Annotated in this window: 17 protein-coding genes and 1 pseudogene; 1 reads left to right on the forward strand and 17 read right to left on the reverse strand. The window is 59.8% G+C overall.

Annotation, left to right across the window (positions count from 1 at the left end; all coding sequences use genetic code 11):
- Positions 1-26 precede the first annotated feature (26 nt).
- The 16 genes and pseudogenes from NKJ01_RS03785 to NKJ01_RS03860 form a co-directional block, all read right to left on the reverse strand.
- Positions 27-1,037: a sugar-binding transcriptional regulator gene (locus NKJ01_RS03785; protein ID WP_352600691.1), complete on the reverse strand. Its 1,011-nt coding sequence runs from the start codon at positions 1,035-1,037 to the stop codon at positions 27-29.
- Positions 1,038-1,411: 374 nt separating this feature from the next.
- Positions 1,412-3,070, reverse strand: coding sequence for a glycerol-3-phosphate dehydrogenase/oxidase (locus NKJ01_RS03790; protein WP_352726504.1), 1,659 nt, complete (start codon positions 3,068-3,070; stop codon positions 1,412-1,414).
- A gap of 50 nt (positions 3,071-3,120) precedes the next feature.
- Positions 3,121-3,897, reverse strand: a complete 777-nt coding sequence (locus NKJ01_RS03795; protein WP_031259448.1) for a DeoR/GlpR family DNA-binding transcription regulator — start codon at positions 3,895-3,897, stop codon at positions 3,121-3,123.
- Positions 3,894-5,429: an FGGY-family carbohydrate kinase gene (locus NKJ01_RS03800; protein ID WP_352726221.1), complete on the reverse strand. Its 1,536-nt coding sequence runs from the start codon at positions 5,427-5,429 to the stop codon at positions 3,894-3,896. The genes NKJ01_RS03795 and NKJ01_RS03800 overlap by 4 nt, the downstream gene beginning before the upstream one ends.
- A gap of 608 nt (positions 5,430-6,037) precedes the next feature.
- The gene (locus NKJ01_RS03805) at positions 6,038-7,351 is read right to left on the reverse strand and encodes an ABC transporter substrate-binding protein (RefSeq protein ID WP_352726505.1); all 1,314 of its coding nucleotides are present in this window, start codon (positions 7,349-7,351) and stop codon (positions 6,038-6,040) included.
- Positions 7,352-7,450: 99 nt separating this feature from the next.
- Positions 7,451-8,299: a carbohydrate ABC transporter permease gene (locus NKJ01_RS03810; RefSeq protein WP_352726223.1), complete on the reverse strand. Its 849-nt coding sequence runs from the start codon at positions 8,297-8,299 to the stop codon at positions 7,451-7,453.
- Positions 8,296-9,198 (reverse strand): carbohydrate ABC transporter permease, encoded by a 903-nt coding sequence (locus NKJ01_RS03815; RefSeq protein WP_352726507.1) that lies wholly within the window; start codon positions 9,196-9,198, stop codon positions 8,296-8,298. Before NKJ01_RS03815 ends, NKJ01_RS03810 begins: the two co-directional genes overlap by 4 nt.
- 34 nt (positions 9,199-9,232) lie before the next feature.
- The gene (locus tag NKJ01_RS03820) at positions 9,233-10,324 is read right to left on the reverse strand and encodes an ABC transporter ATP-binding protein (protein ID WP_352726226.1); all 1,092 of its coding nucleotides are present in this window, start codon (positions 10,322-10,324) and stop codon (positions 9,233-9,235) included.
- Between the two features lie 48 nt (positions 10,325-10,372).
- Positions 10,373-11,884 carry an arabinosylfuranosidase ArfA gene (arfA, locus tag NKJ01_RS03825; protein ID WP_352726228.1) on the reverse strand — a complete coding sequence of 504 codons (1,512 nt, stop codon included), beginning with the start codon at positions 11,882-11,884 and terminating at the stop codon, positions 10,373-10,375.
- A 183-nt stretch (positions 11,885-12,067) separates the two neighbouring features.
- Positions 12,068-12,994 (reverse strand): ArsR/SmtB family transcription factor, encoded by a 927-nt coding sequence (locus NKJ01_RS03830; protein ID WP_352600703.1) that lies wholly within the window; start codon positions 12,992-12,994, stop codon positions 12,068-12,070.
- Between the two features lie 62 nt (positions 12,995-13,056).
- Positions 13,057-13,259: pseudogene (locus NKJ01_RS36390) on the reverse strand (hypothetical protein); the annotation flags it as partial.
- Positions 13,260-13,268: 9 nt separating this feature from the next.
- Positions 13,269-14,348, reverse strand: coding sequence for an ABC transporter ATP-binding protein (locus tag NKJ01_RS03840; RefSeq protein ID WP_352726231.1), 1,080 nt, complete (start codon positions 14,346-14,348; stop codon positions 13,269-13,271).
- Positions 14,349-14,358: 10 nt separating this feature from the next.
- On the reverse strand, positions 14,359-15,204 hold the full coding sequence (locus NKJ01_RS03845; RefSeq protein WP_352726234.1) for a carbohydrate ABC transporter permease: 846 nt from the start codon (positions 15,202-15,204) through the stop codon (positions 14,359-14,361).
- Positions 15,197-16,060, reverse strand: a complete 864-nt coding sequence (locus tag NKJ01_RS03850; protein WP_352726237.1) for a carbohydrate ABC transporter permease — start codon at positions 16,058-16,060, stop codon at positions 15,197-15,199. Before NKJ01_RS03850 ends, NKJ01_RS03845 begins: the two co-directional genes overlap by 8 nt.
- Before the next feature lie 143 nt (positions 16,061-16,203).
- Positions 16,204-17,442 (reverse strand): ABC transporter substrate-binding protein, encoded by a 1,239-nt coding sequence (locus NKJ01_RS03855; RefSeq protein WP_352726239.1) that lies wholly within the window; start codon positions 17,440-17,442, stop codon positions 16,204-16,206.
- A gap of 131 nt (positions 17,443-17,573) precedes the next feature.
- A complete protein-coding gene (locus NKJ01_RS03860; protein WP_352726241.1) occupies positions 17,574-18,260 on the reverse strand; it encodes a GntR family transcriptional regulator in 687 nt (228 codons plus the stop codon).
- A gap of 82 nt (positions 18,261-18,342) precedes the next feature.
- Here NKJ01_RS03860 and NKJ01_RS03865 point away from each other — a divergent pair, with 82 nt between their 5' ends.
- Positions 18,343-19,479 (forward strand): mandelate racemase/muconate lactonizing enzyme family protein, encoded by a 1,137-nt coding sequence (locus NKJ01_RS03865; RefSeq protein WP_352726509.1) that lies wholly within the window; start codon positions 18,343-18,345, stop codon positions 19,477-19,479.
- A gap of 162 nt (positions 19,480-19,641) precedes the next feature.
- On the opposite strand, the gene NKJ01_RS03870 is transcribed toward NKJ01_RS03865, so the two are convergent.
- On the reverse strand, positions 19,642-20,478 hold the full coding sequence (locus NKJ01_RS03870) for an SMP-30/gluconolactonase/LRE family protein (RefSeq protein WP_352726243.1): 837 nt from the start codon (positions 20,476-20,478) through the stop codon (positions 19,642-19,644).
- Positions 20,479-20,481: the final 3 nt, after the last annotated feature.

The following is a 20,481-nucleotide window of genomic DNA, read 5'->3' on the forward strand; positions in this document are numbered from 1 at the left end:
CCACCTGCAGGGCAGATCTGCCGTTGTCACGCATTTGACGATCCTCCGTTCACATGGGGCTTTGCACCATTGGATTGGTTCTTTTCGACAAGAGCGCGTGCAGTGCTTTCATCGGTGATCAGGCCGCTCAGATAGCGGCTTTCGAGCACCGCTTTGATCGCGCGCACTTTCACCTTGCCGCCGGCGACGGCGACAATCCTACGGCCTTTCAACTGATCCCGCGGAAGCGCCAGAATTCTCTCCGACAGCGCCGTTTCCACCGGGCGTCCTTTGTCATCGAAGAAGTGGGCGAGCAGCTCGCCAACGCCACCGTCACGTTTGACCTCATCGATTTCGGAATGTTCGATCATGCCGGTAGCGACCAGCGAGGCTTCCCGCATGGCGGTTCCTATGCCGACGAACATCAGGTCGGATCGGCTTGCGAGAGCGAAGACATCGCTAATGCCGCGCTGGCCAAGCAGCACCTCACGGTCCTCGGCAGTGTTGGCGACGAAAGGCACCGGCATCACATAGGCCTGCGCGCCTGTCCGCTCGGCCAGGCGATGCATGACATCGTGCGGGTTGGCCGCGAATTTGCGCGTCACGCCGCCAAGCAGCGAGACGAAACGGATATGGGCGGCGGCGGTGCGCGTCAGATACTCGACGCTTGCCGCGAGGGTACGACCATGGCCGACGCCGATCAGCATGTCCTCGCCGCGATCGATCTCGCGCTTCAGAAACTGCGCGCCGGCGATGCCAAGCGCCTTCAGCGGCAGATCGTCCTGATCGAGATCAGGAACGACCTCGCAGTAATCGAGCCCATAAGCATCGATCAGCTGCTGCTCGAGGTCGATGCATTCGCCGACGTCGCCGTCGATAATCACTCTGACCAGGCCATCCTGAGTGGCCCGGGTGATGAGCCGATGCGCCTTGAGGCTGGTCAAGCCGAGCCGTTTGGCCACCTGGGCCTGTGTGAGACCGCCGGCATAGTGAAGCCAGGCCGCGCGGGTGGCGAGGCTGGATTCATGGTCGCGGTTAGCGGTTCCGCCGGATTTCAAGCCATCTCCTCCCCAGGATGATATTATTATCTTTGTGTGCAAAAATTTTCACATCCCTGCATCGCTGTCAATCCCTCGCCGGATTTGGCCTACGGGGAATTCTGTGTGGCCCTATTAGGAGGTCTGCATATTGGGTGATCATAATGATGTGTTATTTTAACGTCAATCGATGTTATATCGCTTCAATGCCATCGAGACAGCAACCGGTATTTGCTGCCGATCTTCAAACTAAATGTCTGTTTTCAATCATTTATGCCCGGCGGCACATAAATCCCAATCAGGCTGTGTTGCGGTGTGTTGCACATGCGACGGAGCCATGGGCAAACCGATAGGATTGCCTTGAGAAAAGCCATCGGCATTGCCCGATGACGCGATCAGGCCAGCCGCATCAGGTTGCGGCCCTTGAGCTCCACAACGGCGGCTTCGACTTCCCGCGCAATGCGCCCAGCACTCCAGCCCAACGCCCTTCCGGCGATCGACGCGATCTCCTGCAGGTCCCGGCCTGTCAGGGAACCTGATATCGCCAGGGTGCTGCGACGCATGACGATATCAGTCAGATGTTCCACGAACTCGCTGCGGACGATGTAGTCGATTTCCGATTTTCTGTAGCCTTCGGAATCCGGCAGATCGCCCTTATCGTCCAGTTCGTGCCCGGCAATCTCCAGGGCTCTGGTTCCGTAGCGCGACAGCAATTCATCGAGACGCCGTTCCGCGATGCCCGTTTCCGACCATGCCCGGGCCAGCCAGTCTGCGCGTGCCGCCGCATCGGCTGGAAAATCCCTGCCGCCGCCAATTGGCATGGCTTGCGTTGAGACCTCGCGCTTGCGCTGCAGGCGACCGAGCACGGTGCCGGCGACTTCCTCTGCAAAGCCACGGAACGTTGTCCATTTGCCGCCGACCAGCGAGATAACCGCGAAAGGTCTGTTCTGGTCCGGCTCGGCGATCGGTGACGAGTGATCGCGGCTGATCAGCCCGGGCACCGATGCATCCGAGGAAGGCAGCGGCCTGATGCCGCTATAGACGTAGACGATCTGCTCGCGCTCGAATGCCATGCCCGGCAGCAGCGTTCGCACGCTGTCGAGCAGGTACTCGACTTCGTCAGGCTCGCAGCGCACCTCGTCGGGATTGTCGGCCTTGATGTCGGTTGAGCCGACCAGCGCCAAGCCGAGATAGTCGTAGACGAGGCAGATACGGCCGTCGTCGGTCTCGAAATAAAGCATGCGCCCGGCAAGGCTTTTGACCAGTTCGTCGTGCCTCAGCAGGATGTGAGAGCCCTTGGTGCCGCCGATCATCTTCGAGGGCGCGCCAAGCAGATCGTTGACACGATCGATCCATGGACCGGCGGCATTGACCACCAGCTTCGGCCGCACCGAAAAGGCGGCGCCGTTTTCCGGCTGGAATGTCAGTACGCCATTGGACGAGGCCACCAGCGCCGTGTAATTCGCGCTGGCCGAGGCCGCGTTCGCCTGCAGCCCATCGAGGATCAGTTCGAGCACCAGCCTTTCGGGGTGGCTTATCTTGGCGTCGTAGTAGGTGCCGGTGGCGACGATCGAAGGGTTGAGCGCCGGCATCCCGCTGAGCGCCTGGCGCCGCCCGACCATGCGGTGGCGCGGCATGACCCGGTTTCGCGAGCCATAGAAATCATAGATCATCAGGCCGATCTTGATCAGGATGGCGCCGCGGCTGCGCGGTGCGCTGGTCGAGCCGAACAGCGTTCGCAGCGCCGCCAGCATGCCCTTGCTCCAGGAGAAGATCGGGATGACGGTCGGCAGCGGACTGACATAATGCGGCGCGTTCTTCAAAAGCAGATTGCGTTCGAGCGTCGACTGCGCCACCAGACCGAACTCGCCGGTTTCGAGATATTTCAAACCGCCATGAATGAGCCGCGACGGCGCGGCACTGGTGCCCGCGCCGAAGTCGCTCTTGTCCACGATCAGGCAGCTGACGCCTTGTGCGCACAGATCGCGAAACAGGCCCGCCCCGTTGATGCCGGCGCCGAGAATGACGACGTCGACCTCGCCTGTCCCGGCCATGGCAGCCAAACGCCCTGCGGGGTTTCCCGTACGTGCTGCTTCCGTTGGGTTCATGGCGCTTTCGTCTTGACGATGCGCAGCTTGACGCCGGCCCGTTCGAGGGCTTGCGCCCGCGCATCGCCCAAGCCTTCGGTCGCCAGCACGACGTCGAAGCTGGTCAGGTCGTCGAAGACGTGCAGCGCGATCCTGTCGAACTTTGCGTGATCGACCAGAAGGATGCGCTTGACCGATGCGGCCATCATCGCCTGCTTGACCCGCACGACATTGGGATCCTGGATGAAGGCGGTGGTTCCGGTGATGGCCGAAGCCGAACAGATCAGCACATTGGCGCGCAATTGCGCCACGGCGTTCTCGCAGACGATGCCGATATAGGCATTGTAGGTGACGTGGTACTGGCCGCCGAGACAGATGAAGTCGATGTCGTCGACATTGGTCAGCAGCGACGCCGTCGCCACCGAATTGGTGATGACGGTCAGCGGCTTGACGTCGAGCAGCAGCGTGGCGACGGCGTTTGCCGTCGAGGAATCGTCCAGCATCACCACCTGGCCGGCTTCGACATAATCCAGTGCCGCCCGCGCCAGCGCATCCTTTTCAGCCCGATTGACCGTCACCCGATAGCGGAAGGCGCTTTCGTAGAGGCCGGACGGCTGAACCGTCACCGCACCATGCAGCTTGCGCAATACGCCCTGCTGGGCCAGCCGGTCGATGTGCCGGTGGATGGTCATGCGCGATACGCCGAAATGCTCGACCAGATCGTCGATGCGCACCTGGCCGAGCTTGATCACATAGTCGGCGATCTCTTCGCGTCGTTCGTCGGCCTTGATCATGCGGTTCCCCCAGTGTCTGGCCGCGCCAGCTTCTCGATCTCGGGCCAATGCGGTTCGAGCGCACCGGCTATGCGGCCATAGAGGGAAAAGCGCTCGTTGAACACAGCACTTGAGGCCGGCACTGGCTCGTATTGGCGCGCCGTCATGCCGGCCTGCGTGGCACCTTGTTGCGGCGTCGCGAATATGCCGACCGCGGCACCCGCGCAAAGGGCAGCGCCAAAGGCCGCGGCCTCGTCGGTCGAGGTGATGGTGACCGGGGCGTTCAGCACATCGGCAAACATCTGGACAAAAGCCGGATTGCGCGAACCGCCGCCGGTTAGGCGGATCTCGCTGATAGGAAAGCCCTCGCGCAAGGCTTCGACATGGGTGCGATGATTGAAAGCAATGCCCTCCAGAACCGCCTTGAGCATATCGCCGCGATCGTGCCAGCCGTGCAGGCCGACAAAGCTGCCGCTGGCGAAATCGCCAAACGGGGAGCCGAACAGATAGGGGTGAAACAGAATGGTCGACCGCTTCTTCAGCGCCACGTCGATCTCTGCTGCAAGCAACTCATGGATCGAGCCACCATCGACCGATGCCTTTTCCTGCTCCGAGCGGCAAAACGTATCGAGAAACCAGTCATAGTTTGCGGTCGAGGCCGGCGAGATCGCCATATTGTTCCAGCGGCCTGCGTCGATGGCGTTGCGGCAGAACCAGCGCGGGTCGACGCGCGGTTCCGAAGAGACGACTTCGTTGATGGAATAGGTCCCGGCGACGATGGCGAGCATGCCCTCCTCATGGCCGCCCATGCCAAGGGCCGAGGCGGTCACGTCATGCAGTCCGCATGCGACTGGAGTTCCCTTGGACAAGCCAGTCATCTCGGCGGCTTCGGCGGTGACATGCCCGACGATCTCGGCAGAGTGCGCCATCGGTGGCAGCGCATCGAAAAGATCGTCCAGTCCGAAGATGCGCATCGCCTCCGGCGCGAAGGCTTGCGTGCGGAAATCCGTGAATGAGGTGCTGGCCTCCGTGCGATCGGTGCCGATCGTGCCCGACAGGCAAAAGCGCAGCCAGTCCTTGCAGGCCAGTATATGCCCGATGCGCCCATAGCGATCGGGTTCGTTCTTCCTGATCCAGGCCAGCAGCGCCGACGGCGCCGAGACGTGCGGCGCCTGGCCGGTGCGCGCCAGCGCCTCTTCGAAGACCCGATCCGCCGACCATCGTTCGACAATCTCGCCGGCGCGGCTGTCCAGCGACAGGATTCCAGGCCCCAGCGGCCGACGATCCTTATCTAGCAGATAGAGACCATCGCCATGCGCGGTCGCCGCCACCGCCCTGATATCGTCTGCCGGGCGGCCACAGAGGGCGATCGCCTCCTTGATTGCGTCGGCGGTGGCCTGCCAGAGGCCAGCCATGTCGCGCTCCACCCAGCGCGCTTGGGGCATCGATTGCGGCACCCGCCGACGCGCCACGGACAACTGAGTGCCATCAGCATCGAAGATCACCGCCTTGGTAACCGTGAGACCGTTATCGATTCCGAGCAAACTGGGCACGGTCACCGCCTCTTTCAGCGACTGGCAATGCGCACTGCAAGGTTATCCTGCAGCTGGGGTAAGGGTGGCAGACATAGCGACGATCGACGAGCAACGGTGATACAAAAGCGATGGCATCCAACGGATTAATCGAACCATATATCGATGTTAATTTAACGTCAATGTATGGGACAACACTTTTGACGCGCGCGTCAAAATGGACATCGATGCTTATAGCATTCTGATTCAATTCGATTTTTTGGCGCTAAAAATATCCCACCAGGATCGTTCAATCGGCCGCCGATCGCCATCGATTAATCCGCAAAGCCGGAGCATGGCAACTGCCTCAACCGCCGCTACTTGACGACCACAATCCTCAGGTTGCGGTATCAAGGTCTGTTAGAGCTCACAATCTGCCGAGACAGCAACAGAGCGAAAAACGTCGCGACAGGCGGCACCTTCCCCATCCTAGAAAGGTCCAAATTACATCAGGTGGACCATCCGCAATGAGTGTCAAACCGCATCGGTGTGGTTGTCTGGATCGGATGCACCTGCTCCCATTTGGCAAAGAACCCCGCGACCGTTTCCGGTCGCGGGGCGTTGGGAGCGTTCTCGGGAAGAGCTGGTGGTCAAATGTTGGCGAGCAACTCGTTGACGCGGCTTTCCATGTCGGCAAGGGCGGCGTCGACGTCTTTCTGGCCAGTGATTGCAGCGCTCATCTCTTCGCCGACAATGTCCTGGATCGCAAACTGACGCTGCACGGCTGACGGCAGCGGCCTGCCGAGATCGGCGACAGCGGCGATCGTGTTGCGATGCGGCAGCGCCTTGAAGGCATCCGAGGTGATGATGGCCTTGTATGCCGGCAGGTGGCCGGTGCGCGACCATTCGAAGTCGTTGTCGGCGAAGAACTTCAGGAACTTGCCGATGGCCGCGGTCTGTTCAGGCGTGCGATTCTTCTGCGAGACTGCCCAGGTGTGGCCATCGGCATATTGCGCATGGGCACCGCCAAAAAGCTGCGGATATGGGTACACGGCATAGCCGCCCTTGTTGAGCGCCGTGCCCTTGGTTTGGGACTGGGCATTGTTGTCGCCGACGACCCATGTGCCGTTGAGCTGAACGCCACCGCCACCGGCAAGAAAAGCGTTGATCGCGCCGCCGTAATCGAGATCCTTGGTGGTGTAGCCCTTGTCGAAGATCGCCTTGTACATCTCGACGACCTTCTTGGCTTCCGGTGTATTCAGCTTCACGTGCTTCGGATCGGCAAAGAAGTCGGAATTCTGTTGAAAGAGATAGGTGTAGAGATTGCGCGTGTAGAGTGCCGTCTCATTGGCCAGATTCTGAACGAAATAGGGCTTGCCGGTCTTCTGCTTGAACTGTTCGGCCTGGGCGAGCAACTCCTCGGGCGACTTCGGAAGCACCGGCGTGCCGTCGGCATTGACGAGCCCGGCCTGTTTGAAGAGATCCATGTTGATGTGATAGAGCATCGTCCAGCTGTCGATCGGCAGGCCGTAGATCTTGCCGCCTTTGGTGGCACCGTTGCGCGCTGCGTCCGTGAAGGCTTCAGGTGTGACGCCGACGGACTTCAAGAGATCGTCGAGCGGCATCAACAGCCCCTTGGACTGGTAGTCCGACAGCGCGGATTCATGGATGGTGACGATGTCCGGGGCATCGCCCGAAGCGAATTGCGCGGTCAACTGGTCATAGCCCGGCCATTCCACGGTGCTGACGCTGACATGCACATCGGGGTTGTCGGCGTTGAACTTGTTGATCAGCGAGGTGATGATGCCGCATTCACCAACAGCCTTGGTGACATCGGTGTTGGTGCCGAAATCGGCATCGCAGGCACCGAAAAAGCGCTGTACCGTCAGCTCCGTTGCCGCAAAGCCTGGGCTTGCGAGCATCATTACCCCCGCGGAGACCGCGGCAAACAGTATTTTCTTCATTCTCATGTCAGTTCCTCCTACTGAGTTTCCACCACTCCACACTGGATTGGCGTCATGCTTTCCATCGCTGCGGCGCACTCCCCCGCCCTGCAATTCTCATTATCGGACCGCGGCGCCAGAGACGGCGGTGACGATGTATTTCTGGAAAAAGAGGTAGACGATCAGGATCGGCGCGCCGGCGAACACAGCTTGCGCCATCAGGAAGCCGATGCCTTCGGACTGGGCGAAATTCGTCTGTGTCGAAGCCATGCCGACGGTCAGCGTGTACATGTCCTTTCTGGTTGCCGAGATCAGCGGCCACAAATAGTCGTTCCAGGCGCCAAGGAAGGTGAAGATGCCGAGCGTTGCCTGCGCAGGCACGGTGAGCGGCAGCAGCACCTTCCAGAAGGTCCGGAACCGGCTGGCATTGTCCAGCATGGCGGCTTCGTCCAGTTCCTTCGGGATGGCCTTGAAATATTGGGTCATCAGGAAGACGCCGAACGAAGCCGACAGGCCGGGGAGAATGAGCCCGTGATAGGTGTTGTGGAACTTCAATATGCTGAAGATCTGGTGGCGGGCGACGAGCACGGCCTGTTCCGGCACCGCCAGACCGAAGAGCACGATCACGAACAGGATGTTTTTGCCGGGGAAGTTCAGACGTGCAAACCCATAGCCGGCGAGCGACGACAGGACCAGCGTACCGAGTGTCAGCCCGCCCGAGACGATGATGCTGTTGAGCACCCAGAGAAATACCGATGAGGTGCCGATGGTGTTGATGTAGTTCCTGAGTGTGTAGGGTACGCGAAAAACCGAATTCGGATCGGCCATCAACTCGGCATTATCCTTGAGCGACAGACCGATGACCCACAGAACCGGCGCGATCATGGCGATCGAAAGCAGGATGACGAGGGCCAGCAACACGCGGTCGCCAAACGCGCGTCCCTTGATGGAAACGGCTGGGGCGCTCATGCCTGATCCGCCTTGTTGCGTGCGACGAGGTATTGGGCCATGGCCGCGATCAGGATCAGAATGAACAGGACCTCCGATGCCGCGGCACCCATGCCCAGATCCCAACGACGGAACGCGGTGTCATAGATGTAGAGCACGATCGGCTTGGTGAGGTTGTTCGGGCCGCCGCGCGTCATCAGCCAAGCCTGGCCGAACAGCTGAAATTGCAGCACGATCTGGATAATGATCACCAGGATGAAAGTGCGTTTGATCGACGGCAGCGTGATCGAGCGCAGCGTCTGCCAGCGATTGGCATTGTCCAGGGCTGCCGCCTCGTAAACATCCTGCGGGATCTGCTGCAGGGCCGAGAGAAACAGCATCATCGGCAAGCCAATGCACCACCAGACGGTGGCAATGGCGATACCGATCATCGCGAGGCTGGGGTCGGAAATGAAGGCCGGGGCGGTTGCGCCGAACCATCCGTAGATCGTCGACAGAAGGCCGACATTCGGAATGAACACGATGCGCCAGATCAGTGTGACGATCGTGACCGACAGCACCGAGGACGAAAAGAACAAGGTCCGCAGCACTGCGGCAGTGCGCGTGCGCCGGTTGAGGCAAAGCGCGAGGAAAAGGCCGATCAGCGCCAGCGTCGGCACTGTCAGAAGCACGAAGTAGAAGGTGTTCCAGACCGATTGCAGGAAGACCTTGTCGTGAAACAGCCTGACATAGTTGCCGAGACCGACAAAATCTCCGGACGAGAACGTGTCGGCTTTGTGGAAGCTCAGCCACATCCCCCAGAGGAGCGGAAAGATGAGCAGCGTCGTGAAGAAGAACAGGAACGGCGCGACGAAAACGAAGTTCCGCCATTGCGGCGCATAGATGTCGACGCTTGGAGCCCTGACGCTCACGGTTGCCATCGCGGTCTGCGGCATCGTCAGCCGGTCGGCCATATCAAGCCTCCCTCGCGTGCCAGGCGCGGCCGGCCGCGCTGAACAGATGCGACTTCTGGCCGTCGAAGGCGAGCCCTACCTTGTGGCCGACCGCGACGCGGCTGTTGCCGACATCGGAGCCGACGATCTGCTGGCCATCGCCGAGACGAATGTAGATCAAGGTGCGCTCGCCGAGCCGCTCGAGCACATCGACCACGCCATCGGCATTGCCCTGTCCGGGAGGAACGATGCGGACATCTTCCGAACGGATGCCGAAGCTATACTTGTCATCGGCCAACAGGTCGGAAGAAATCGCGGTCCGAACCGAAATACCGTCCGAAAACTTGGCCGTGGCGTTGCCGCTCGATCTGTCGAGTGTCGCATCGATAAAGTTCATCGCTGGGGCACCGACGAAACCGGCGACGAATTTGGTCGCCGGGCGCTCGTAGATTTCCATGGGAGAGCCGATCTGCTCGATCTTACGGTTGTTCATGACGACGATGCGGTCGGCGAGCGTCATGGCCTCGACCTGATCGTGAGTGACGAAGATCATCGTCGATTGCAGGCGCTGGTGAAGCTGGGCAAGTTCGAGGCGAGTGCGGGTTCGCAGCGCCGCATCCAGATTTGAGAGCGGCTCGTCGAACAGGAAAGCCTTCGGCTCTTTCACGATCGCACGACCGATGGCGACACGCTGGCGCTGGCCGCCCGAGAGCTGGCCCGGCTTGCGCTCGAGCAAATGCGGCATTTCGAGGATGCGGGCGGCTTCGTTGATCCGCGCGTCAATAACCTCGCGCGACATGCCGATATTCTCAAGCCCGAAGGCCATGTTGTCGCGTACCGTCATATGCGGATAGAGCGCATAGGACTGGAACACCATGGCAATGCCGCGCTTGCCCGGCGGCAGATGATCGATACGTTCCTTGTTGATGGCGATCTCGCCGCTATCAACAGTTTCGAGGCCTGCGATCATGCGCAAAAGCGTCGATTTCCCGCATCCGGATGGACCGAGAAACACGATGAATTCGCGTGCCTTGATGGAGAGCGACAGATCCTCCAGCACCGACATGGCACCGAAGTGCTTGTTCACATTCCTGATTTCGATATCGGCCGTCACGTCGACGCTCCTCCTCAGCGCATGCACTTTCCGACTACACGCCCGAGGTCAGAGCTTCAGGCGTATCATCTGGTAGGAATAGGCTGGCAGCGACAGGCTCAATCTGCCGTCAGTCATCGAGGCGCCCACTCCCTTCCTGGGGCCGACATTGCCCGGATTCCCGGCTGAATTGACGGCTTTGAGATCGGCGTGCGTCATCATTTGGTGATCAACGATATCAGCCGCGCCGAAACCAGTGATGTCGATCACGGTTTCGATCGACTCGCTCGAATGGCGGTTGACGGCGAAGAAGGTGACATGACCGGTTTTCGTGTCGTGCACGCCGGCCACGTCGACATAGGAAACGTCGCCCGCGACGGCGGATTTGTAGGTCGGGCTGTCCACCTTGAGGTCCAGCGCATTGCCGCGGCCGTAGATCGAAGCATAGAGATAGGGATAGAATATCGTCTGGCGCCATGCCGGGCCGTTGGGAACGGTCATGATCGGTGCGATGACGTTCACCAGTTGCGCCAGGCAGGCGATCTTGACCACATCGGAACGACGGATGAAGGTGTTGAGGATCAAGCCGACCTGCAGCACGTCCTCGAAATTGTAGATGTCCTCGAGCAGCGGCGGCGCAAAGGGCCAGCCGTCATTGCCGCCAAGGATCTTCTTGTCCTGCTCCTTGGAATGGTACCAGACGTTCCATTCGTCGAACGAGATGTAGACCTGCTTGCTTGAGCGCTTCTTGGCCTTGATATAGTCGATGACGCCGGCGACCGAGACGATGTAGTCGTCGAGCTTCTCGCTCATTGCGAGATAGTTCGGCGCGTCATTGGCTTGGTTGTCGAAATACATATGCAGCGAGATGTAGTCGACCTCGTTGTAGGTGTGGTCGAGCACGGTCGCTTCCCATTCGGGATAGGTCGGCATCTTGGCATTAGAAGAGCCGCAGACCACCAGTTCGAGCGACTTGGAGAAGGCGCGCATCGCCTTGGCGGTCTCATGGGCCAAGCGGCCATATTCGTCGGCGGTCTTGTGGCCGATCTGCCAGGGGCCATCCATTTCGTTGCCTAGGCACCACAGCTTGACGTCGAAGGGCTCCTTGCGGCCGTTGGCGATACGCTTGTCGCTCCACTCACTTCCGCCTGGATGATTGGTGTATTCGAGAAAGTTGCGGGCTTCGTCGAGGCCACGCGAACCGAGATTGACGGCAAGCATCATCTCGGTGTTGGCGGATGCGCACCAGTCGGCAAATTCATGCAGGCCGACTTCGTTGCTTTCCGACGTGTGCCAGGCGAGGTCGAGGCGCACCGGGCGCTCTTCCTTGGGGCCGACGCCGTCTTCCCAATTGTAGGCTGAAACGAAATTGCCGCCGGGATAGCGGACGATCGGAACGTTGAGTTCCCTGACCAGATCGATAACGTCTTGACGCATGCCATTGGCATCCGCCGTCGGGTGGTCCGGCTCATAGATGCCGGTGTAAACTGCCCGCCCCAGATGCTCGATAAAGGATCCATACAGCCGCGGATCGATTTCCGAGACAACATAGCGCGGATGCGCCGTTACGGCTGCCTTCATGCATTCCTCCCACGATATCACAAATGATGATTTAAATCACCTTATTCGATATCAAAGGGAAGCAACGCTCATTCGTCAAGTCAAAAACATCCAAATGTCTGACAAAAGAACGGCGGCTTCGATCGTTAATTGAGGCAAGAGGCTGAAATTGCTGCACTATCTTTGAAACCCGATTTGATGATATCAACTGGTTTTGATTCTGAGCAGGATGTCCTGATCGTAATTTCCAAATCCCTTGCCGAAAATATTGATCCCGCCGGGACGCTCGGCGTCGTCCTTGACGCCGATACGGATGCGGATCGAATGATGGCTCTTGAGGTCGAGGACAGCGAGGCTGGTTTCAGAAATCCTGACACCGTCGACATAGGTGCCGTCAGCGGAAATTCGCCAGTTCTTCAGCTTGCCATATTGTGAGCCCTTGAGCTTCCACCAGGAGGGCGTGAAGACGCCGCGCTTGTCGCCGAAATCGCCAGGTGAGGTCCACGTTCCGACATCGATGCCATTGATCGTAAGCGTGATGTCCGAGGGCCAATCGGCGCTGGTGCCAGGCACTTCCGAGGACAGCTCCACCACCACTTCCAGCTCCGTAATCTCGGCATTGGCGAGCTTGGCATTGTTGGGGAACTGGTATTCTACAAAGCCGCGCGTGAACCACAGCAACCCGGCTTTCATGCGGTCCGGATCGAGAAAAGTGTTGGGCACGTCGAGCAGACCGATGATCCCATCCGGCGAACAGAGGCCGCAGGGCGCCGTGACCTCGAAACCGGTGTAAAGCCCAATCGGCATCGACACTTCGATCGCATCGTTCTTGACCGAACGATACTCGCTCTTGAAGACCACGAGCACTTCCTCGGCGGTCGGATAGCAGATTTTCTGGCTGCCCTTCTTCGCCTTCTGGTTCTCCGTGCGGATCAGGCCAGCATCCTCGAGCACCTGGATATTGGTCGAGACCGTCGATTGCGGCAGCGACAGCACGGCGGCGATGTCATTGACATTCATCGGCCCCTTCTCATGCAGCAATTTCAGCATGGAGATGCGTGCCAAAGAGGCCAGCCCCCTGAGGACGGCAATGCCCTCCTCAGGTTCGATCACAAGAAAATTGCGACTCATGGATGTGCCAGCCCTGTGCGAAATCTATATCCGAAATCACCTTGTATATCGGGATAATTGATTTAATCAATGCGTTGCCGGCTCCATGTCACTTCGGGCCGTAGATCCACAGGGCGGAGCCATAGCCGTATCGAGGCGAAAAGGACCCATGTGTCACAGCGAAGCGCGACGCGGCGGAAGTGCTTGATCTTCGAGAAGAACCGCTGGAGGCGGCTGCGTTTGTGGTAGTCCACTTCCGGTTGGATTTGAGCGGAATGTTCGGAGTGTGCACGCCCTAAATATCGATGCGCTGCTCGCTGCCAGGGTCGAACAGGTTGATGCTCGCCGGATCGACGGCAAGGAATATTGGCTCTTTTCGCCGGCCTGCAAACCTCGGTGGCAAGCGTGCGATGATCGACTGCTCGCCAACCTGCACCGTCACCATGGTTTCAGGGCCGGTAGGTTCCACCACATCGATGACCCCCGTGACCGAAGCTTCATCGCGCGCAACTGCCTTTAGTTCTTCAGGCCTTACGCCCAGGATCACCGGGCGGTCGAAATCGACCTGTCGCTTGCCGGCCGGCATTGCGACCGACACGCCGGTCGCTGCGAAACGCACGCCGCTCGGGCTCGAGGCCAGTCGTCCAGGAAGGAAATTCATTGCCGGCGATCCGATGAAACTTGCGACGAAGATGTTGGCGGGCCGTTCATAGATGGTGCGAGGATCGGCCAGTTGCTGGATGTGGCCTCCCTTCATCACCGCCACCTTGGTGCCCAACGTCATTGCCTCGATCTGATCGTGTGTCACATAGACGATGCTCGTGCCGAGACGCTCGTGCAGGCGCTTGATCTCTGTGCGCATTTCCACACGAAGCTTGGCGTCGAGATTGGACAGCGGCTCGTCGAACAGGAACAGCTCGGGGTCGCGCACGATCGCCCGCCCCATTGCAACGCGCTGCCGCTGTCCTCCCGAAAGGTTGGCGGGGCGCCGGTCGAGCAGGTGCGAAATCTGCAGCAGTCGTGCCGCGTCGTCGACGGCACGCTTCCGCTGGGCTGCGTCCACGCCCCGCATTTCCAGTCCGAAGCCGATATTTCTCGCTACCGACATTGTCGGGTAAAGCGCATAGGACTGGAACACCATCGCGATATTGCGGTCCTTGGGTGCAAGGTCGACGACGGAGCGGCCGCCGATCAGGATGTCGCCGCCGGATGTGTCGTCGAGGCCGGCAATCATATTGAGCAAGGTCGACTTGCCACATCCGGACGGCCCGAGCAGAACCAGAAAGCCTCCGTCCTCAAGCTCGATGTCGACCCCGTGAAGGACCTGCACGGAGCCATAGGACTTGCGCACGTCCCTGATGCAAAGTGTCGCCATGCGAATACTCCTAACCCTTGATGGCGCCCGCCGTGAGCCCCTGAACCATGGTTCGCTGGACAATGGTGAAGAGAATGACGACAGGCAGGATGCTGAGAATGCCGCCCGCCGCCAGGACGCCCCATGGAAGCTGGAACTCGCCGACCATCAGCTGCAGGCCCACGGGCCAGGTACGGGACCCCTGCCCTGTCGTCAGCATCAGGGCGAACAGGAACTCGTTCCACGCAGCGATGGCAATGAACACCGAACTTGCGACCAGGCCGTTGCGGGCGAGCGGCATGACGATGCGGACCATGGCACCAAACCTGGTCGAACCATCGATGCGTGCCGCGCTCTCGAGTTCCTTGGGCGCGGAATCGAAGAAACCTTTGAGCATCCACACGAACAGCGGCAGCAGGAAACTCGTATAGGCAAGCGCAAGGCCGAAACGGCTGTCTACAAGACCAACCCCGCGCATGACGACATAAAGGGGAATGATCATCATGACTGCAGGAAACATGCGAACGACAAGATAGCCGAGCATGAGCTGAGTTCGGCCCCGAAACGCGAAGCGGGAAAATGCATAGGCAGCAAGCGTGCCCGTGGCGACGCAGATCGCCACCGTGAGGAAAGTGACGGTGATGCTATTGCCTATCAGGCGCGGGAAACCGGACTGCGTCCAGATCGCCACATAATTGTCGAAGGTAACGCGCCTCGGTATGTACTGCATCGTCTGGGTGACAATGTCGGCCTCATATTTGAGCGATGTCAGCAACATCCAGATCATCGGACCGATGCAGAACATCGACAGGCCCGCGAGGACGAAGTAGGTGGCGATGTTCGCAATCATGCGCCGGCGGCGCTTGCTTTCAATCATCGCCCTCTCCCTTGGTAATCCTGGACAGGCGGATGTATGCCGCCGCGAAGATCATCAGGATCACAAACATCACCACCGACAGCGCCGACGCGTAGCCGAAATTGAAGTCCTTGTAGGCGGTCTGGAAGGCATATAGCGACAGGACCTGCGTGGCATCTCCCGGTCCGCCACCGGTGAGAATGAGGAGCAGATCGGGCGAATTGACCAGACCAATGACGCGCAGGATGACTGCCGCCGCGATGACGGTCTTGAGCATGGGCAAGGTGATCAGCCTGAGCTGCGCCGGGACGCCGGCGCCGTCCACTGCCGCTGCCCTGTAGAGATCTTCGGGAATACTCTTCAGGCCCGCTAGCAGCAGCAAGGCGAAAAACGGAAAACCATGCCAGGCCTCGACGAGGACGGTCGCCGCCAGGGCGGTATTGGGATCCGCGAACCAGGCCTTGTAGGTCTCCAGCACGCCCACGCGGACAAGTAGATCGTTGATGACGCCAAGCCGCGGATCGAGCAGCAAGGCCCACATATGGCCCGCAACGACGTTGGGGAGGAAATAGGGAAGCAGGATAAGCACGGCGAAGATCTTCGTGCCCGGCAAATCCCTGTTGAGGGCTGTCGCGGCGAGAAGGCCAAGCGCCAGTTCCAGCACGATGGCGGCAGTGACCCACACAACTGTATTCTTCAGTGCGATCCAGAAGACCGGGTCGGACCACATTCCCGCATAGTGTTTGAAGCCGACCCAGCCATCCAGCCCGGGACGCGTCAGACGCATATCGCGAAAACTGATGGCCATGCCGTAAAGCGTCGGATAGGCGATCACCAGAAGGATCATGACGAGGCTGGGGAGGAGCAGTAAGTACATCCAATATCGGGTCTCGGACAGTTCGCCGAGGGCCCGCAAAGGCAGATATCTGCTTGAGCTTGACGTCATGTATCTGCGGAGCGAAAGCACCGTCCCGTTGCGTTCAAAGCACGGCTACACGTCGGAGCAGCCGTGCCGGGATATCAGCGAAGGGCCGCATCGAGGCCTTGGATCATCCGGTCCACAGCCTGTTCCGGCGTCGATTGACCCGTGAGCACCGATTGGAAAGCGGGATTGACTACATTCTCGGACCAACCCGCCACTCCAACGAAATTGTTCGGCAGGCGTCCGAACTTCAGCGTTTCGACAGCCGCGTTATAGATTGGATTGCCGGTGATACGCTGATCCTGCAGGGCAGCGGCGGAGGCCGGGAAATATCCCGTGCCCTCGAGCAAGGTCAGCGCAGCATCGGTCTGGCCCCAGAAACTCACCCACTGCCAGGCGGCCTCGATATTGTCTTCCTTCATGATACCGTTGCCGGCGTAGGCGACGCGAGCGACATGCGCCTTCGGACCGGCCGGCATCGGTGCGGTCGAGAACTGCTTGCCCTGCTTCATCGCAGCCGAGATTTCATTCAGCGAACCGGTATGGTGCCACACCATCGCCGTCTGCCCGGTGCGGAAGCCCTCCATGATCTGGCGGTAGCTGTCATTGGGCGCGCTCGGCGGCACAACCTTTTCCTTCAGGAAGAGATCGGAATAGAACGTTATCGCCTCGACCGCCGCCGCCCTGTCGATGGCTGGCTGTCCATCCTTGACAATCGGCGAGCCAAACGCCTCCATGACATCGATGACGTATTTGAAACCGCCGGCGCCGGCGCGCATGCCGAATGCATACCTGCCCTTCGACGGATCGGTGAGCTTGCGGCAGGCACCCAGGAATTCGTCGAATTTCGTGGGTGGCCCGGCCAATCCGGCTTCCTCGAAATAGTCGGCGCGGTAGTACATCCAATCGACGAAGGCAAAGGCGGGAACCGCATAGATAGCGCCGTTGCTGGAAAGCCCGGTCCAGCGATTGTCGGGAAAATTGGCCTTGCCCTGCCATCCATTCACCCGCTCGGTAAGGTCAATCAACCCCTCCATCGCGGTAAGATCGGCGAAGCGCTCGGCGATCACCATGGCGGTATCCGGACGCCCACCGGTCAGCACGGCCGAAGAGACCTTCGCCATGTATTCCGAGTTCGGGATGTTCTCCTGGGTCACCGCCACATCTGCATTCGCCGCCTGAAACGATCCGATAATCTTCATCAGGCTGGCCATTTCCGACTGACTGGTGAAATGGTGCCAGTAACTGATGGCATTCGCGGCACGGGCACCGCCGACGCGCCCTGCCACCGCAAGAGCCGCCGAACCCATGAGAAACTGCCTCTTGTTCAACTGCATGCGCGACCTCCTCGCAGATATCAGATCAGCAATCTGATCGATCAGTTGCAGTTTTTGGGTAGCATCCTTTCCCACGCCGTGCAACCGCGCCGGCGCGCAAACTGGCAAAACGGCTGATGGCTACCGGGCTGTCAGACGAGACCCAGGTTCCGTTGCATCGCAGCCTGGAAATGGGACTGCAGCTTTGCTTCGGCGGCATCCGCATTCCTGGTGCTGCAAGCCTCGAGGATGTCGAGGTGCTCCTTGATCGTCCGGACCATGATAGGCGCGGTGATCTTCCGGTCGAGCCGCAGCAGGCGCAGATAATTGTGCATGCGCCGGTAGGTGCTGTCGATCAGAGGATTGTGCAATGACGCAATGATTGCGCCGTGAAACTCTCCTTCCAGCGCGTCCATCGCCTCCAGTTGTTCCCTTCCGAGGCCATCCCGCTCCACGCTTCTAAGCAGACGGGAATGCCGGATTTCCAAGGCATTCATGACGGTTTCGTCGCCTTGTTCGGCAAAGACGCGGATCGCAGAGCGCTCAATGATGGCGCGAAATTGGTAGGTGGCACGCGTAAGCTCCATGCCGGGCCTGATGAACTGGATGCCGGAGCGCGGGTGGATGATCAGAATCCCTTCCGCCTCCAGAACGCGCAGAGCGTCCCGAAGCGGGGCAACCGGCACGTCGACGATCGCGGACAACTCGTTTTGCGAGACGAAGGCCCCGGCAGGAACGCGTCTGTCGAACAGGCCCTCCAGAATACGCTGATAGGCAATATCGCTCATACGGATGGCTGCCCCCAGACCGGTAGAGACGGTTTTTGCTTTGCCCACCACTTGCGGCACCCCCATTGGTCCGATACTAAGGACGCAATCTGATAGATCAGTTTATCGTTGTAAACGATCAGAAGCCCTTGTGATGAGCCTCTCGCATTTTCGTATAACCCGATTTCAGTTCGCCCGCGACCGGGTAATCGGAGACAGTCAAGTTCGGGTGGACGATGTCAACGTCGCCACGTTGGAACTCGTCTCGGAAAGCGGCGAGGTGGGGCTGGGGTTCATCCAGGCGCTCCTCAATCCTCTACCCGATCAGACGGAGATCGAGACTGTTTTCGAACACGAGGTTTGGCCGACACTCAGGGGACACAAGGCGATCGCGCTGGTTCACCGTGTGAACCGCCCGCGTGGCGGCAACCAGCGGACCTATTCGCTGCCCTTTCACGAGGCGGTTCAGGTGGCGCTTTGGGATCTTGCGGCGAAGGAAGCCGGCCTGCCTCTTCACGTCTTGCTTGGCAGTCGCCGCAGCCGTGTGAAAGCCTACGCCAGCGGCCTCGATTTTCACCTCAACGACGAGGCTTTTGTCTCACTGTTCTCTCACGCGGCATCGCTTGGCTACTCCGCTTTCAAGATCAAAGTCGGCCACCCGGATTTCGACCGCGATCTGCGGCGCCTGGAGCTGTTGAGGACCTGCGTTCCGGCAGGCTCGAAAGTCATGATCGATCCAAACGAGGCGTGGACATCGAAGGAAGCGCTCGTGAAATTGGTCGCGATCCGCGATGCCGGTCACGATCTTCTCTGGGTCGAGGATCCAATCCTGCGTCACGACCACGAAGGATTGAGAACGCTCAGGCATGCCGTGACATGGACCCAGGTCAACAGCGGCGAATATCTGGATCTTCAAGGCAAGCGGCTTCTTCTGGAAGCCCACGCAGCCGACATGCTGAATATCCACGGCCAGGTGACTGACGTCATGCGCATCGGGTGGCTAGCCGCGGAACTTGGAATCCCGGTCAGCATCGGCAACACCTTCCTGGAGGTTGGCGTGCATATGGCGGTCGCGCTTCCCGAGGTCGAATGGCTGGAATATTCGTTCCAGAATTTCGATCATCTGGTGGAGCAGCCCATCGAAATCCGAGACGGCTACGTCTATGCGCCCGATCGACCCGGCCATGGATTGGTGCTTTCCGAAAAAGCACGCGGCGAATGGAGGAGACCGAGGCGACTGGCCCGGTCGGAACTGGGCACAGCGCCCGAAAATCCACGCCTTGTCCCGTGAAGCAGAAGAGAAGCTGAAGGCCAGACTGGGCGGCGGTCAGAAAATCAGAAATCCTGCTGTCGTTCCGTGCAGCCCTCGGAGACTGCGCGGTAGTGGCGACAATCCACCCCAACCGATCGAATTTGCACCCGTCACCATGAGCATTTGATGCCGCACGTCGGTTTATCGACCGGCCAAGGTCAAATCGATCTCGGTAATGTGCCAGCGGCCGAGATTGGAGGTGTAGAGTTTGTTACCCTTGAAGGCGATATTGGTGGGATGCGCCAGCGTGGTTGCCGCCGGATCCTCGATCAGCACTTCGAGCCCCCGATCGTTGCACCAGCAATAGATCCGGCTGGGCTCGTAACATGAAATGAACAGCGATCCGTCCGGAGCGAAGGCTAGGCCATCCGGGACGTTATGTACGCCCTCGATGACGACCTGTTTCGACCCAGCCGCACCGTCGGCAAGGATCGGCACGTAGCTGATACAAGACGCATTGCTTTCCACCACATAAAGCCCGCTCTCCTCCGGCGCCATGGCCATGCCATTGGCGAAGGACATCGCCTCCTGGCACCACAGACGGCCCTCGCCCGTTTTGAGATCGTAGCGGAAGATGCCGGAACGATTGCCCTCGCCGACGCTGTCCGACACGTAGAGCCAGCCCCTCGCCTCGTCGATAATGGGATAATTCGGCACGCGGATGCCGGACGACGCGAAGCGCTCCATGCGCGCTGTCGCGGCATCCCAGCGAAAGATCGCGGCGTGCTTCAGGTCACAGGCGAAGCAGTTCCCCATGCTGTCGAAGGCTATGCCGAGCAGAAAACCGTCCGTGCCGCCCATGCGCTCAACCGAGCCGCCATCGGCGGCCAGCCGCAGGAGGTCGCCGGTTTCGGTGCCGCACCAGATCGACCCGTCACGGTGGACTGCCACGCCCTCCGGGTGCGCGACGCGCGGGCTGGTGAAGATGCCGTCGAAGAAGACGCGCGCGGCGGACATGTCGAGCAATGGTTTTGCCATGGA

This window comes from Mesorhizobium sp. M0276, from assembly GCF_040321755.1.
Classification (GTDB): Bacteria; Pseudomonadota; Alphaproteobacteria; order Rhizobiales; family Rhizobiaceae; genus Mesorhizobium.

What these genes read in the sequence shown, in the direction of transcription:
- NKJ01_RS03855 (WP_352726239.1), bottom strand. Translation starts at nt 17,442, where the DNA reads ATGCAGTTGAACAAGAGGCAGTTTCTCATGGGTTCGGCGGCTCTTGCG.
- NKJ01_RS03865 (WP_352726509.1), top strand. Translation starts at nt 18,343, where the DNA reads ATGAGCCTCTCGCATTTTCGTATAACCCGATTTCAGTTCGCCCGCGAC.
- NKJ01_RS03850 (WP_352726237.1), bottom strand. Translation starts at nt 16,060, where the DNA reads ATGTACTTACTGCTCCTCCCCAGCCTCGTCATGATCCTTCTGGTGATC.
- NKJ01_RS03840 (WP_352726231.1), bottom strand. Translation starts at nt 14,348, where the DNA reads ATGGCGACACTTTGCATCAGGGACGTGCGCAAGTCCTATGGCTCCGTG.
- NKJ01_RS03795 (WP_031259448.1), bottom strand. Translation starts at nt 3,897, where the DNA reads ATGATCAAGGCCGACGAACGACGCGAAGAGATCGCCGACTATGTGATC.
- NKJ01_RS03815 (WP_352726507.1), bottom strand. Translation starts at nt 9,198, where the DNA reads ATGGCAACCGTGAGCGTCAGGGCTCCAAGCGTCGACATCTATGCGCCG.
- arfA (WP_352726228.1), bottom strand. Translation starts at nt 11,884, where the DNA reads ATGAAGGCAGCCGTAACGGCGCATCCGCGCTATGTTGTCTCGGAAATC.
- NKJ01_RS03790 (WP_352726504.1), bottom strand. Translation starts at nt 3,070, where the DNA reads ATGGCCGGGACAGGCGAGGTCGACGTCGTCATTCTCGGCGCCGGCATC.
- NKJ01_RS03845 (WP_352726234.1), bottom strand. Translation starts at nt 15,204, where the DNA reads ATGATTGAAAGCAAGCGCCGCCGGCGCATGATTGCGAACATCGCCACC.
- NKJ01_RS03870 (WP_352726243.1), bottom strand. Translation starts at nt 20,478, where the DNA reads ATGGCAAAACCATTGCTCGACATGTCCGCCGCGCGCGTCTTCTTCGAC.
- NKJ01_RS03830 (WP_352600703.1), bottom strand. Translation starts at nt 12,994, where the DNA reads ATGAGTCGCAATTTTCTTGTGATCGAACCTGAGGAGGGCATTGCCGTC.
- NKJ01_RS03810 (WP_352726223.1), bottom strand. Translation starts at nt 8,299, where the DNA reads ATGAGCGCCCCAGCCGTTTCCATCAAGGGACGCGCGTTTGGCGACCGC.
- NKJ01_RS03805 (WP_352726505.1), bottom strand. Translation starts at nt 7,351, where the DNA reads ATGAAGAAAATACTGTTTGCCGCGGTCTCCGCGGGGGTAATGATGCTC.